This is a genomic window from Streptomyces nogalater (genome assembly GCF_039532885.1).
GTDB lineage: Bacteria > Actinomycetota > Actinomycetes > Streptomycetales > Streptomycetaceae > Streptomyces > Streptomyces nogalater.
This window is the reverse complement of record NZ_BAAASM010000075.1, coordinates 32,629-46,754: the sequence shown is the minus strand read 5'-3', so window position 1 is coordinate 46,754 and position 14,126 is coordinate 32,629. Positions and strand designations below refer to the sequence as shown.

13 protein-coding genes and 1 pseudogene are annotated in these 14,126 nt (G+C 73.4%); 6 read left to right on the top strand and 8 right to left on the bottom strand.

Annotation, left to right across the window (positions count from 1 at the left end; all coding sequences use genetic code 11):
* Window positions 1–106 precede the first annotated feature (106 nt).
* The 3 genes from ABD350_RS36280 to ABD350_RS36270 form a co-directional block, all read right to left on the bottom strand.
* Window positions 107–1,612: a purine-cytosine permease family protein gene (locus tag ABD350_RS36280; protein ID WP_344353431.1), complete on the bottom strand. Its 1,506-nt coding sequence runs from the start codon at window positions 1,610–1,612 to the stop codon at window positions 107–109.
* A 93-nt stretch (window positions 1,613–1,705) separates the two neighbouring features.
* Window positions 1,706–2,029: a DUF2795 domain-containing protein gene (locus ABD350_RS36275; protein WP_344353429.1), complete on the bottom strand. Its 324-nt coding sequence runs from the start codon at window positions 2,027–2,029 to the stop codon at window positions 1,706–1,708.
* A 9-nt stretch (window positions 2,030–2,038) separates the two neighbouring features.
* Window positions 2,039–2,185 carry a hypothetical protein gene (locus tag ABD350_RS36270; RefSeq protein ID WP_344353427.1) on the bottom strand — a complete coding sequence of 49 codons (147 nt, stop codon included), beginning with the start codon at window positions 2,183–2,185 and terminating at the stop codon, window positions 2,039–2,041.
* A 169-nt stretch (window positions 2,186–2,354) separates the two neighbouring features.
* On the opposite strand from ABD350_RS36270, the gene ABD350_RS36265 reads away from it, so the two are divergent.
* Window positions 2,355–2,549 carry a DUF2795 domain-containing protein gene (locus tag ABD350_RS36265; RefSeq protein ID WP_344353426.1) on the top strand — a complete coding sequence of 65 codons (195 nt, stop codon included), beginning with the start codon at window positions 2,355–2,357 and terminating at the stop codon, window positions 2,547–2,549.
* Window positions 2,550–2,707: 158 nt separating this feature from the next.
* On the opposite strand, the pseudogene ABD350_RS36260 reads toward ABD350_RS36265, so the two are convergent.
* Window positions 2,708–4,439: pseudogene (locus ABD350_RS36260) on the bottom strand (purine-cytosine permease family protein).
* Between the two features lie 454 nt (window positions 4,440–4,893).
* Between ABD350_RS36260 and ABD350_RS36255 the strand changes: the two are divergent.
* Window positions 4,894–5,802 carry a CAP domain-containing protein gene (locus ABD350_RS36255; protein WP_344353424.1) on the top strand — a complete coding sequence of 303 codons (909 nt, stop codon included), beginning with the start codon at window positions 4,894–4,896 and terminating at the stop codon, window positions 5,800–5,802.
* On the opposite strand, the gene ABD350_RS36250 is transcribed toward ABD350_RS36255, so the two are convergent.
* Window positions 5,769–6,965: an MFS transporter gene (locus ABD350_RS36250; protein WP_344353423.1), complete on the bottom strand. Its 1,197-nt coding sequence runs from the start codon at window positions 6,963–6,965 to the stop codon at window positions 5,769–5,771. The genes ABD350_RS36255 and ABD350_RS36250 overlap by 34 nt on opposite strands.
* A 54-nt stretch (window positions 6,966–7,019) precedes the next feature.
* Between ABD350_RS36250 and ABD350_RS36245 the strand changes: the two genes are divergently transcribed.
* Window positions 7,020–7,781, top strand: coding sequence for a helix-turn-helix transcriptional regulator (locus ABD350_RS36245; RefSeq protein WP_344353422.1), 762 nt, complete (start codon window positions 7,020–7,022; stop codon window positions 7,779–7,781).
* A 34-nt stretch (window positions 7,782–7,815) separates the two neighbouring features.
* On the opposite strand, the gene ABD350_RS36240 is transcribed toward ABD350_RS36245, so the two are convergent.
* Window positions 7,816–9,555, bottom strand: a complete 1,740-nt coding sequence (locus ABD350_RS36240) for a sigma-70 family RNA polymerase sigma factor (protein WP_344353421.1) — start codon at window positions 9,553–9,555, stop codon at window positions 7,816–7,818.
* Between the two features lie 168 nt (window positions 9,556–9,723).
* A complete protein-coding gene (locus ABD350_RS36235; protein WP_344353419.1) occupies window positions 9,724–10,176 on the bottom strand; it encodes a winged helix-turn-helix transcriptional regulator in 453 nt (150 codons plus the stop codon).
* A gap of 106 nt (window positions 10,177–10,282) precedes the next feature.
* On the opposite strand from ABD350_RS36235, the gene ABD350_RS36230 reads away from it, so the two are divergent.
* From ABD350_RS36230 to ABD350_RS36220, 3 genes are all read left to right on the top strand, one after another.
* Window positions 10,283–11,149, top strand: a complete 867-nt coding sequence (locus ABD350_RS36230) for an alpha/beta fold hydrolase (RefSeq protein ID WP_344353418.1) — start codon at window positions 10,283–10,285, stop codon at window positions 11,147–11,149.
* Window positions 11,150–11,294: 145 nt separating this feature from the next.
* Entirely contained in the window at window positions 11,295–12,368 is a 1,074-nt protein-coding gene (locus ABD350_RS36225; protein WP_344353417.1) for an NAD(+)/NADH kinase, read from the top strand.
* A gap of 276 nt (window positions 12,369–12,644) precedes the next feature.
* Entirely contained in the window at window positions 12,645–13,145 is a 501-nt protein-coding gene (locus ABD350_RS36220) for a peptidylprolyl isomerase (RefSeq protein ID WP_344353415.1), read from the top strand.
* A gap of 61 nt (window positions 13,146–13,206) precedes the next feature.
* On the opposite strand, the gene ABD350_RS36215 is transcribed toward ABD350_RS36220, so the two are convergent.
* Window positions 13,207–13,986 carry a thioesterase II family protein gene (locus ABD350_RS36215; protein WP_344353413.1) on the bottom strand — a complete coding sequence of 260 codons (780 nt, stop codon included), beginning with the start codon at window positions 13,984–13,986 and terminating at the stop codon, window positions 13,207–13,209.
* Window positions 13,987–14,126 lie beyond the last annotated feature (140 nt).

Genomic DNA, 14,126 nt, shown 5'->3' with positions numbered 1-14,126 from the left:
GACAGGTGGATCCCCGGCACATGGATCGCGAGCACATGGATCGCCGGCACACAGGTCGCGGGGCGCCCCTGGGCCGGGCAACCGGTCACGGCGCCGTTTCCGGGACTCATGGGAGCGGCAGCTGCTCGCGCGCCGGGCCGGGGACTCGCGCCTCCTGGCGCCGTATCCGGGCCCGGCCGGTCGACAGCGTGCCCAGGAAGGCGAGGACCAGGGCGGCCAGGACACCCAGGTTCGCGTACGCCCAGGGGCCGGTACGGCCGCCGAGGCCGAGCGGCGCCAGGAGGTAGCCCTGCCAGGCCAGCCAGTGCGCGGCGGTGTTGGTGACCAGGCCCCAGCCGACGGCGGTGGCGGCGAGGGTCACGCCCGGCGGGAGGAGGGGCACGTCGCCGTAGCGGCCGTGCGGCCGGTACAGGTCGGCTTCGTCGTAGTCGCGGCGGCGCAGCGCCAGGTCGGCGAGCATGACGCCGGCCCAGGCCGCGATGGGCACGCCGAGTGTGGTGAGGAAACCCGTGAACTGGCCGAGGAAGTCGTCGGCGAAGAACACGATGTAGACCGAGCCGGCGATCATCAGGATGCCGTCGAGGAGGGCGGCCAGGTAGCGGGGCGCCCGCAGGCCGGCCGAGAGGAGGGCCAGGCCGGAGGAGTAGATGTCGAGGACGGCGCCGCCGACCAGGCCCAGGACGGCGACCACGGCGAACGGCACCAGGAACCAGGGCGGCAGGACGGTGGCCAGCGCGCCGATCGGGTCGGCCGCGATCGCCTGGCTCAGCTCCGGGGCGGAGCCGGCCAGCAGCAGGCCGAAGACCAGCAGCACCAGCGGGGCCAGGCAGGCGCCGAACGTGGTCCAGCCGATGACTCCCCGGCTGGAGGAGCCCCGGGGCAGATAGCGGGAGTAGTCGGCGGCGGCGTTGACCCAGCCGAGTCCGAAGCCGGTCATCATGAACACCAGCGCGCCGATGAACCGCTGGGCCGGACCGGCCGGCAGGGCGTCGACCGCGCTCCAGTGGATCCGGTCGGCGACGAGGGCGACGTAGACGATGGTGAGGATGCCCGTGACCAGGGTGATCCAGGTCTGCAGCCGCATGATCAGGTCGAAGCCCATGACTCCGCCGACGACGGTCAGCGCGGCCACCACCATGAGGGCGGCGGCCTTGGTCCCGGTGCCGCCGCCCCAGCCGAGGGCGCCGAAGACGGTCGCGGTGGCCATGGTGGCGAGCGCGGTGAGGACGGTCTCCCAGCCGACGGTGAGCACCCAGGACACGACGGCCGGCAGCCGGTTGCCGCGCACGCCGTACGCGGCCCGGCTGAGCACCATGGTCGGGGCCGAGCCGCGCTTGCCGGCGACCGCGACGAAGCCGCACAGCAGGAACGAGACGACGATGCCGAGCGCGCCGGCGGCCAGGGCCTGCCGGAAGGAGATGCCGAAGCCCAACGCGAACGCGCCGTAGCCGAGGCCGAGGACGGAGACGTTGGCCCCGAACCAGGGCCAGAAGAGGGTGCGCGGGGTGCCCTTGCGTTCCGCGTCCTCGATCACGTCGAGGCCGTGTGTCTCCACCCGCAGGGGGCGGCCGGCGGACGCCCCGTCCGGGGTGCCGTGCGGATGGGCCGTCACCGAGCCTCCTGCCCTGCCTGTTCTGATGGGTGCGTCACGCTAGGCGGGGCTCTCGAAGCGGTCAAGGCTCCTTCGGCCGTCCCAGGGGCCGGTTCAGCGGTCGAACTCCTCGTGGATGGGTGTCTTCGGCTCTTCCCGCAGGTGCTGGGAGAGGCCCGGCTTGCCGCCGCGCCGGGCCTGTCCGGCCCGCCGGCCGGCGTCGGGTCCGAGGTCGGAGTCCGGGTCCACCCGGACCGACCTCGCGACCTCGGCGCGGCCGGCGTACTCCTCGGCGGGCATGCCGCGCAGGGCCTTGACGACCTCCTCCGTGGCGCCGGCCCGCCGGGCGGCCGAGACCAGCTGTTCCTTGCCGGCCGGGTAGGTCACGTCCTTCACCGCGTCCAGCACCTCCGGCACGCTGGTGTGTGCCGTGCTCATGATGCCTCCCTACGCGTCGTCGTCTTCCTCGTCGGGGGTCTCCTCGGCGGTGTCCTCCCCCTCCGCCTGGGAGGGGGTGGTGCGGGCCGGCTGCTCCGTGTCCGGGGCGTCCGTCTCGCGCTCGCCCTCGGCCTGGGACGGTGTGTTCTCGCTCATCCGGTCCTCTCCTCGTGGTCCCGTGCCTGTCGCGGAACCGTCGGGTACCCGCGCCCGGCTCGGCCCATCACCAACCGGAATATTTGAATCCGCTTCCGTGGGAGGGGTACCTGAGCAGTCCCGGCGCGGCATCCGCGCCGACGATCCCGATTCACTGCCAGGAGGAGCCATGGCGGGTATCACCCCACCTGACCTGCAGAAAGCCCTGTCCGGCGTGGACTACCCGGCCGGTACCGACGACCTTCGGAAGGCGGCCGAGAGAAACCACGCGCCCAAGGAGATCACGGAGCGGATCTCCCACCTCGGGAAGAAGAAGTTCGAGAACCCCGCCGAGGTCAGCAAGGCCGTCTTCCAGAACGAGTGACGGCGCACGGCCGACAGCGTGGGGACGGATGCGCGGCGGCCGGCCGCCCAGGCTCCGGCCGCCGCGCACGCCGTCCCACGGCCACCGGCGACTCGCGCATCCGGTCACCGGGTCACCGCTCCCGGTCACCCGCTCCTGCGAGTCACCCGGCCACCCGGTCACCCGCCCCCGTGAGTCACCCGGCCGGCCACCCCCGGAGCGGGGCCGTCGCCGGTTCGGACGGTGGGCAGGCCGAGGGCGACCGGCCCCGGCGCCCCGGCTCCGCGCTTGCAGGAGTCGTGGCAGTCCTTCTCCAGACTGCAGCACAGCGAACAGACCGGCCCCTGATGGAAAGGGCAGCCCGCCATGTCCGGCCGTTCGAACCCGGTCGCGCACACGGTGCAGGTCAGCACGGCGGCCGAGAGCAGCCCGTCCGCACCGAGCAGCGGCTCGTCCAGGCCGTCGGGGCGGGCGAGGTAGTAGCGGCCCCGGGTGAGCACCGCGAACAGCGGCGAGAGTGCCATGGCCAGGAACAGCGCGATGAACGGCGAGAACGCCTTGCCGTAGGCGCCGAAGGCGTCGAAGTAGGCGGCGATGGACACCCCGGAGGCGATCAGCATCGAGCCGAAGCCGACCGGGTTGAAGTGGTACAGGTGGGCCCGTTTGAACTCGATGTACGACGGGCTGAGTCCGAGCGGTTTGTTGATGACGAGGTCGGCGACGACCGCGCCGATCCAGGCGATCGCGACGTTGGAGTAGAAGCCGAGAACGGTGTTGAGGAAGCCGAAGACACCGCCCTCCATCAGCGCGAGCGCTATGCCGACATTGAGGAAGATGTAGACGACCCGGCCCGGGTGACGATGTGTCAGGCGGGAGAAGAAGTTCGACCAGGACAGCGAACCGGAGTACGCGTTGGTCGAGTTGATCTTCACCTGGGAAAGGATGACGAAGAAGGTCGCCAGGCCCAGGGCGACCGGCGCGGCGAAGGTGCCGAACCCGTGGACGTACTGCCGGATCGGCTCGTCGGCCTTGCCGAGCCCCGCGGTTCCGGCGACGCAGAAGGCCAGGAAGGCGCCACCGATCTGCTTCAGCGCCCCGAGGACCACCCCCGAGCACGGCGGCCCACCACCGCCTGCCGTTGCGCGGGGTCTTGTCGGGCATGAACCGCAGGTAGTCGACCTGCTCGCCGATCTGCGCGATGAGCGACAGCGCGACACCCGCGCCCGCGCCCACACCGAGCGCACCGAGGTTCGAGCCCGTGGGCGAGTCGCCCGCGAAGTGGGTGAACTCCGAGAACTTCCCGGGCTCCTGGATCGCGATGGACACGAACGGGGCGACCATCAGCACCAGCCAGACCGGCTGCGTCCACACCTGCATCTTCGACAGCGCGGTCATGCCGTGGATCACGAGCGGCAGGATGACCAGCGAGCAGACGACGTATCCGACGGGGAGCGGGATGTGCAGGCCGAGTTCCAGCGCCTGCGCCATGATGGAACCTTCGAGGGCGAAGAAGATGAAGGTGAAGCTCGCGTAGATCACCGAGGTGAGGGTCGAGCCGAGGTACCCGAATCCCGCGCCCCGGGTCAGCAGGTCCATGTCGATGGAGTACTTGGCCGAGTAGTACGAGATCGGGATGCCGGTCAGGAAGATGACCACCGCGGCGGTGAGGATCGCCACCAGGGCGCTGGAGAAGCCGTGCGCGACGGCGATCGAGCCGCCGATGGCGAAGTCCGCGAGGTAGGCGATGCCGCCGAGGGCGGTGGTGGCCACGACGTACGGCGTCCAGCGGCGGAAGGACTTGGGCGCGTAGCGCAGCGAGTAGTCCTCCAGCGTGTCGTTCCGCGTCCAGCCGTTGTACGTACGGCTGCCGGGCGGGGCCGGTGGCGCTTGGCTGTCGACGGTCTCCGTCACGGCACTCCCCTCGTCCTGCGCTGCGCCCGGATGTGCCGGGCAGGTTGCAGGGAAGGTTCGTGCCGCCGTGTTGCCCCGCCGTTTCCCCGTCTTTAAGAACAGGGTCCCGGCCGGAGGTGACAACCGTCACAGGGCTGTCGGCCACTAAGGGGGCCGGATAGTAGACGCGGCTCCCACGACATATGGGATTTGTCCGTCTTGCCGTGGGGGTGGGACATGGCGCACATGACGCCGGGACAGCCGACGGGCGGCTCGCCGTATTCCTCGCCCATGCCTGCCTCCTGAGGATCCGACAGCGCCGGGCAAACATCGCGGTCGCGAACTTCTGCATCTCCCGACACGGCTGGCAAGGCCCGGGCGGTGCTACGAGGCTCGGTAGTAGCCGGTCTCTTTGCGTCCCGTATGAGGCCGTCCCAAGAATGGGCGCTCCGCGATCACCGAGTGAGGTTGACGTATGGGACAGCACCGCAAGACCAAGCATTACCGGCGCATAGTCATCACCGCCGCCGCCGTCGGCGCCGTGGGCGTGCCATCCGTCGCCCTGGCCTGTTCCGACTGGCCGTACGGCACGGACGCGCGTCCGCGGGCCGGCGCGACGAGTACGCCCGGGACGCAGCAGCAGCACCTTCACAGGAATCACCATCGCAACGGTGTGGACGCGGCCGCGGAGCAGACCACCACCCCGCAAGCCATCGCACGGCAGACCTCCGCACCGCAGACCACCGCGCCGCAGACCTCGGAGCCGGTCGCCACCGTGCCGTCCCCGTCCGCGCCGGTCACGCCCCCGGCCAAGGCGCGGCCCACGCACGCGCGTCCGGCCGTGCGGCAGCCCGGGACGCGACCGGTGGTGACGGCCCGGCCCACCGCACAGCGGCCCCGGCCCACCGCCGTGCCCGGCACCCCCGAGGCCGCCCCGACGGCCGCCGCCACCCCCGCGGCCCCGACGGCCGCCGCGCCCGCTGCCCCGGCGCCCACCGCCACGGCGTCCGGGGTCACCGCCGAGATCCTGCGGCTGGTCAACGCCGAGCGGGACAAGGTGGGTTGCCGGCCGCTGACCCTGAACCCGGCGCTCACCAAGGCCGCGCAGGCCCACAGCGAGGACATGGCCGCCCACCGGAACATGTCGCACACCGGAACGGACGGGTCCGACCCCGGCCTGCGCATCACGCGCGCCGGCTACACCTGGAGCAGCTACGGCGAGAACGTCGCCTACGGCTACACCACGGCGGAGCAGGTCATGGCGGGCTGGATGGCCAGCTCCGGACACCGGGCCAACATCCTCAACTGCGGCTTCCAGGAGATCGGTGTCGGTCTGGCGCAGCCCGGCAGCTACTGGACCCAGGACTTCGGCACGGCCCGCTGACCGGGGCCGGCCGGCGGGTCCGTCCGCCGGCCGGGGCCCGCGGGCTCGGTCAGGCCGCGCAGCAGCAGCCAGCTCAGCAGCGGCATCAGCACCAGCGGGGCCAGCGCGGTGCGCAGGGACGTGGCGTCGGCGACCCGGCCGATGAGGGGGCTCACCAGTCCGCCGACGCTGACGGTCAGCCCGAGCGTGATGCCGCCGGCGGTGCCGACGCGCGAGGGCAGGTAGTCCTGGCCGAGCGTCACCTGGAGGGAGAAGGGGACGTACAGGCCGGCCGAGGTCAGCGCCACGCACAGGTACAGGGCGGGGCCGGGGACGAGCACGACGCCCGCGACCGCGGCGGCCGTCAGCAGGTACGACCAGCGGCACACCGTCACCCGGTCCAGGCGCCCGGCCAGCCGGCCGCCCAGCACGGAGCCGGCCGCGCCGCCGAGATAGAGCACGAACAGCGCGGCCGTACCGGCCGTCACGCCGCCGCCCAGGCGCTGGGCCGCGTACAGGGCCAGGAAGCCGCTCAGACCGGTGAACACGATGGAGCGGCACACCACGGCCAGCGACAGCCTCACGAAGGACGCCCGGTCGTCGGGGCCGGCGGCCGGCGCCGGGGCGAACAGGCGCTGCCGCTGCCCGGGCGCGCGCAGCACGGCCAGGCTCAGCGCGGCACCGGCGAGCGCCGGCAGCGCCAGCAGCGGGGTCCAGCGCAGCCCGCCGGTGCCGACGACGGCCGTGACCAGCAACGGGGCCAGGGCGAAGCCCACGTTGCCGCCCAGCGAGAACCAGCCCATGGCGCTGTGGCCGCCGTCCGCCAGCCGGGCGACACGGGCGGACTCGGGGTGGTAGGCGGCCACGCCGAGCCCGGACACCGCCACGCACGCCAGCGTCAGCGCGTACGAACCGCCGCCGCCGCTCAGCGCGATGCCCAGGCCGGCCAGGAGCGTACTGGCCGGGAGCAGCCAGGGCATTGGGCGGCGATCGGTGAGGGCACCGAACAGCGGCTGCGCCACCGAGGACAGCAGCGAGGCGGCGAGGACGACACCCGAGGCCGCCGCGTAGCCGTAACCGCGCTCGGCGACCAGAAACGGGATCAGGGACGCGACGGCTCCCTGGTAGACGTCGACGCAGGCATGCCCCACGGACAGCAGGGTGATCGATGTTTTCCTTCGCACCCGGTCATGCTGCGGCCCCGGCCGTCTGTCGCGCTTTCGATAAACTGCCATGTGATGACGCGGATCCGCCATCAGCCGGTGGCACCCACCCGGACCCAGTGGCTGGACTCCGGCGCGGCGATAGACGCCCACCGGCACGACGACCACCAGATCGTCTACGCGGGCCGGGGCGTGCTGGCCGTCACCACCGACACGGGTTCCTGGATCGCCCCGGCCACCCGCGCCCTGTGGGTGCCGGCCGGCACCGTGCACGCCCATCAGGCGCACGGCGCGCTGGAGTTGCACCTGCTGGGGCTGCCCGCAGCGGAGAACCCGCTCGGCCTGGACTCGCCGACCGTGCTGGCCGTGGGCCCGCTGCTGCGCGAGCTGATCGTGGCCTACACCCGTGGCCCGCAGGACGGCAGCCCCGAACGCGCCCGCCTGCGCGCGGTGTTGCTGGACCAGTTGCGCGCCTCGCCACAGCAGCCGCTGCATCTGCCGGCGCCCGCGTCACCCGTGCTGCGCGCGCTGTGCGACATCCTGCGCGCCGATCCGGCCGACCGCCGGACGCTGGCGGAGCTGGGCCGGGAGGTCGGGGCGAGCGACCGTACGCTGTCCCGGCTGTTCCGTCGCGACCTCGGGATGACGTTCCCGCAGTGGCGCACCCAGCTGCGGCTGCACCACGCGCTGGTCCTGCTGGCCGAGGGGACACCGGTGACCACGGTGGCGCACCGGTGCGGCTGGTCCTCGGCCAGCGCGTTCATCGACGTCTTCCGGCGCGCCTTCGGTCACACGCCGGGCAACGCTCCCACGGCGGCCCGGCCCGGGAACGGGTGACGGGCCGGCGGAGGGACGGGTGACGGCCCGCGGTTCAGAGTTTCGCGCCGAAGTTCTGGGTCCACCAGGGGCCGCCCGAGCCGTCGTGGACGCCTACGCCGATGTTCTTGAAGGAGCAGTTGAGGATGTTGGCCCGGTGGCCGGGGCTGTGCATCCAGGAGTCCATCACGGCCTGCGGGGTCCGCTGGCCCCGGGCGATGTTCTCGCCGTACGTGGACCAGCGGTAGCCGGCGGCGGTGACGCGTTCGCCGGGCCCGGCGCCGTCGGGGTTGGTGTGGTCGAAGAAGCCGCGCGCGGCCATGTCGTCGGAGTGTCCCCGGGCGGCCCGATCCAGCCGCGGGTCCTCGGTGACCGGGCCGCAGCCGGCCGCCGCCCGCTCCTTGTTCACCAGCGCGACCACCTGCGCCACGGTGCCGGCGGGCGCCGGACGCGTCCGCGGGACCGTCCGGGAGGGGCTCGGCGTGGCGGAGGCGGCGGCGGGGGCGGACGGCTGCGCCTTCGGGGTGCCGGTCGTGTGCGCGGGGCGGGGGCTTTTCGCGGGGCTCGGCTTCTTCGACCGCGAGGGCGACGGCGACGAGGAGGCCGAGGGCGGCGCCGAGGTCCGGACCGGGCCGGGGGCGGACAGGTCGGCCATGAAGGCACCGCTGGTGGGCGTGGCGGTCGCCTCCTTGGTCTCCGGTCCGGAGCCGGCGCCGAAGTACCACAGGCCGCCGCCCGCCACGCAGGCCGCCACCACGGCCCCGCCGACGGCCCGGCGCCGGGTCCGCCGCCGTCGCCGTGCCTCGCCGCGGACGGTCGTACGACGACGGGAGGCGCGCACACCGACGGGACCCGGCCGCCCGGTCCGGGCGCGCGCAGGACTGTCACCGGCCCGCTCGGTCCCGGTGTGCGAGCCATCCGGTCCGGTGAACTCCGTGTCCGGCGCGGCCGGGTCGGCGTACGCGGTCGGGTCGGCGTACGCGGTCGGGTGGAGGCCCGCCGCCACGGCGGACCGTATCGTCGCCGGCAGTGCCGCGGACACCGCGACGAGCGCGAGCCCGGCGAGCAGCCCCTCCGCCGGGAGCAGGCCGTTCCACAGGCCGCCGCAGCGCCCGCAGTCGCGGGCGTGCCGGGCTATCCGCTTGCGCCACAGGGCGGAGGGCAGGCCGTCCCAGGAGGCCAGCACACCACCCAGTTCGGCGCAGGCGGGCCGGGTGTCGAGCGCCCGTACCACCACGCGGGCCGACTCCAGCCGCGCCTTCATCCGCTGCACCCGTACCGCCGTGTGCTGCGGTGACACCCCGAGGGCCGTGGCGACCTCGGCGCGGGTCAGCTCGCCGGCGCACTCCAGCCACCACAGCGAGAGCACCTCGCGGTCCTCCGGCTCCAGCCAGCGGGTGGCCCGCGCCGTCTCCCGGCGCTGGCCCGACAACTGGAGCCGGACGATGGTCAGATCCACGAAGTCGGCGCCCGGGTCGGCGACGTCGGCGGCCTCCTCCACGGCGCCGGGGGCGAGCTGGCGGTCCCGCCAGTGCGCCCGGACCCGGTTCATCGCGATGGCCACGAGCCAGGAGCGGAAGCTCTCCGGGGTACGCAGGCCGCCGAGCGAGCCGAGGGCCCGGAGCATGGTCTCCTGGACCACGTCATCCACGTCGACCGAACCGTTCAGGGCCCGCCCCACGATGTTGTACACCAGCGGCAGGTAGGCGCCGACCAGGGCGTCCTGGGCCGCCGGGTCTCCCGCCCGGGCGGCGTCGACCAGTGCCGCCGTATCCACCGTGTGCTGTGTCCTCATCAAAGCTTCCCTGTCCTCTGCGCCGAACGATGGTGTGCGTCACCTGGGAGACCGTCCGGCGCGGGGCCGATAACACTTCTTCGCGGGACAGTTCTTCGCAGGACAGTTCTTCGCAGAATCGTTCGAGTGGAGGCTCACAGGGCGGTGCGACGGCCGCAAGGAGGGAGATCACACCGGGCGGACCGGAGCGTCGTCGCCCGCCTCCCCCGCCGGCCGCTCGGCGGGTTTCTCCGGCCGGTCGCTCAGCGAGTTGGCCCGGTCGACCTCGGCCATATGCTCCTCGGCCCAGTCCCGTACGGCGGCGAGCACCGTGTCGAGCGACAGGCCGAGCGGGGTGAGCCGGTAGTACACGCCGGGCGGCACGGAGGGCTCCACCCGGCGCTCGGCCAGGCCGTCGCGGACCAGGCTCCGCAGGGTCGCCGAGAGCATCTTCTGCGAGACGCCCGGCATCCGGCGCAGCAGTTGGGCGAAGCGCACCTCTCCCGGCGCGGCCTGGGCCAGCACCTTCACCGCCATCGACGTCCATTTCGTGCCGATCCGGTCGAGCAGCCGGCGGGTCGGGCACGCGGGGTCGAACAGGTCGCCGCGCACGGCGGACGCGTTCTCGGCCTGGGAGGTCACCTGAAGCTCACCAACTGACGGGAAAGTGCGGTCTGTTGCCGCCGACCTTAGTTACCTACCGTTCCCTTGTCACTATTCGTTACCCACGGAATTCCAGGGACCGCTCATGACTGTCACCTCCCTGCCCGGCGTGCGGCTGCGCCGGGTCACCGTCGACGGGACCGGACTCAACGTCGCCACGGCCGGCACGGGCCCGGCCGTGCTGCTGCTGCACGGCTTCCCGCACACCTGGCGGCTGTGGAGCGAGGTCATCGGGCCACTGGCCCGCCGGTACCGGGTGATCGCGCCGGACCTGCGCGGGTTCGGCGACAGCGACCGGCCGGTGGACGGCTACGACGCCGGGACGCTCGCCGCCGACGCCGCGGGCCTGCTGGAGGCGCTCGGCGCGGGACCGGCCGCCGTGGTCGGCATCGACCTGGGCACCCCGCCCGCGTTCCTGCTGGCCATGCGGCGGCCGGACCTGGTGCGGCGGCTGGTGCTGATGGAGTCCCTGCTGGGCGACCTGCCGGGCGCCGAGGAGTTCCTCGCGGCCGGGCCGCCGTGGTGGTTCGGGTTCCACGCGGCGCCCGGCCTGGCCGAGTCGGTGCTGACGGGCCACGAGGAGGCGTACGTGGACTGGTTCCTCCGACGTGGCACGCTGGGCCGGGGCGTACGGCCGGACGTGCGCGCCGAGTTCGTCCGGGCCCACACCGGCGGTGAGGCGCTGCGCGCGGCGTTCGGCCCCTACCGGGCGCTGCCCGCCGGTGCCCGGCAGATCCGGGATGCGGTGGCCGGGGCCCGCCTCACCGTGCCCGCCCTCACCGTCGGCGCCCACCCGGTGGGCCGGTCGCTGGAACACCAACTGCGGCCGCACGCCGACCGGTTGACCGGGCATGTGATCCCCGACTGCGGCCACATCATCCCGCTGGACCGCCCGGAGGCGCTGCTGGCCGTACTGGCGCCGTTCCTCGCGGCAGACGATGCCCAGGGGTGAGCCGACGCCGACGCCCGGCGGCGGCCCTCCGTACGGCATGTCCGGGGCACCGTGCCGCCCGGCGGCGTGGCGTGCGCCGGGCCGGTGCCGTCCGCGGCGAGGATGACGCCGGGCAGGAAACCGGCTGGGAGGCGGGTGTGCGGGTATGACGGTGAACCGTGTCGGCCTGGTCGTGCACGGCGGGCACGCCGAGGCGGTGGCCGCCGCGCGCGAGGTGCGCGCGTGGTGCGCCGGGCACGGGGTGGGCTGCGCGGACATCGACGTGTGGCGCGAGGGCGCGCGGCACAGCGCCCGCGAGGAGCTGGACAGCGCGGGCGATCCGGACCTCATCGTCACCCTGGGCGGCGACGGCACGTTCCTGCGCGGTGCCCGGCTGGCGGCCGAGAACGACGCCCTGGTGCTCGGTGTCGACCTGGGCCGGGTCGGCTTTCTGACCGAGGTGCCCGCCCCGGCGGTCCGGGCCGCCCTGGACGCCGTACGGGAGGGCCGGATCCATGTGGAGAACCGGATGCTGCTCACCCTGCGCGCGTCCTGCCGGCTGGAGGTGCCCGCGCAGATGGAGGCGCTGCTGGGTTACGGGCGCGGGCCGCTGCTGCCCCCGCCGCCGGTGCGCACCGAGTGCGAGGCGGGCGGGGACTGGGGGGTCGCCCTGGACGTGACCGCGCTGAACGACGTGGTCCTGGAGAAGCTCTCCCGGGACCGGCAGGTGTCGGTCGGGGTGTATCTGGCGGGCCGGCTGCTGGCCTCCTACTCGGCGGACGCGCTGCTGGTGGCCACGCCCACGGGGTCCACGGCGTACAGCTTCGCCGCGGGCGGTCCGGTGGTCTCGCCCCGCGCGGAGGGCCTGGTGTTCACGCCGGTCGCGCCGCACATGGTGTTCAACCGGTCGGTGGTGGCCGCGCCGGACGAGCCCATCGCGCTGCGGGTGCTCCAGCGGTCGGGGCGGGCCGCGGTCAGCGTCGACGGCCAGCTGCGCGGGGTGATCGGCCCCGGGGACTGGATCGGGGTGTACGCCGCTCCGCGCCGGCTGAAGGCGGTCCGGCTCGGTCCGATGGACTTCTACGGCCGGCTGCGGGAACGGATGAACCTCACCGACGCGCCGGCCGCGCTCGCCGACGGGGAGGCCGCCCCGCTGTGGCCGGTGACCACGCCGCCGCCGGGCGACCTGGCCCATCTGGCGCTGCCCCCGGCCCCCGGCGACACGCACCGGCGGTCCTGACACCGACTGGACGGGGCGGCGCCACGACGCGGCGGCGCCACGACGGGGTGGGAAGGGCCGCGGACATGGGTGCGCGCGGCCGTCCGGGCGCCTCGTCATGACCCGGATGGCCGTTCGAGGCCGGGCGCCGCGGCGTCGTACGCGTGCCCTGTGGTCGTATATTCCATGGGGCCCTCGGGCCGTCTGACCGGCGCGCCCGTCGGTCGCACCGGAGAACGGCCGGCCGGTCCGTACCTGTAGCGTGGGCGAGTCCCACCGGAATGAGGAGATTTTTTCATGTCGACAGTCGAGCTGAACACGAGCGCCGGCCAGATCGTGCTGGAGCTGAACGACGCCGAGGCGCCCAAGACGGTCGAGAACTTCCTGGCGTATGTGCGCAGCGGCCACTACGACGGCACGATTTTCCACCGGGTCATCAACGACTTCATGATCCAGGGCGGCGGTTTCACGCCGGAGATGCAGCAGAAGCCCACCCTGGCGCCGATCCAGAACGAGGCCGACAACGGGCTGAAGAACGACAACTACACCGTGGCGATGGCGCGGACGAACGACCCGCACTCGGCGACGGCCCAGTTCTTCATCAACGTTTCGGACAACGCGTTCCTGAACTACTCCTCGAAGACCCCGAACGGCTGGGGCTACGCCGTGTTCGGCCGGGTCGTCGAGGGCAAGGACGTCGTCGACGCCATCAAGGGTGTCAAGACGGGCAGCAGCAGGGGCCACCAGGACGTTCCCGTCCAGCCGGTGGTCATCGAGTCCGCCACGATCAGGGGCTGACGCCCTCCCGCCGGGCGGCACCGTCCCGACCGGTGCCGCCCGGCGCACGCGTCCGCCGGGCTCAGACCGCCGCCCCGGCGCCGGGCGCGAACCGCCGCAGCCCGGCCTCGATCCGGGCCAGGACGTCCTGCTGCCGCGCGACCAGGTAGAAGTGGCCTCCGGGGTGGACGTGGCACTCGAACGGGCCGTCGGTCTCCCGGGCCCAGGCGCGGGCCTCGTCGGGGGTCACCCGGGGGTCGGCGTCGCCCGTCAGGACGACGAGGGGGCAGCTCAGCCGTGGTCCGGGGGCGGGCCGGTAGGTCTCCACGACGCGGTAGTCGGCCCGCAGCGCGGGCAGGACCAGCTGGAGCAGTTCCTCGTCCTGGAACACGGCGGCGTCGGTGCCGTCGAGCCGCATGACCTCCTCGATGAGCCGCGCGTCGTCGTCCAGGTGGACGGTCTCGGCGCGCTCGGCGGTGGGGCCCTGGCGGCCGGAGAGGAAGAGCACCGCGGGGGGCCGGCCGGCGTTCTCCAGCAGCCGGGCCGTCTCGAAGGCGACCATGGCGCCCATGCTGTGCCCGAACAGTGCCAGCGGTGTCGTGTCCCGCTCGTCCAGTTCGTCGAACACCCCCTGCGCGAGTTCCTGCACCGAGTGCGCGAAGGGCTCGTCGGCGCGGTCCTGACGGCCGGGGTACTGCGCCGCGCGCACGTCCACCGCGGGCGACAGCGCCTTGGAGACGGCGAAGTAGAAGCTCGCGGAGCCGCCGGCGTGCGGCAGGCAGAGCAGCCGAGGCGCCCCCGGCTCCGGATCGTGGAAGCGGCGCAGCCACTTCGGGTGCCCCGCGCTGGACCGGTCTGCCATGCGTCCCCCTAGACGGTACGTGCCATGCGAAACCTGCTGGTACGGAGGGTAGTTGACGACGGGCGACGGTGCGGGCCGGAACGCCTGGACAGCGGAACACCGCACAGCTTAGACTTCGCGTCCAGATGTAGACCGTATGT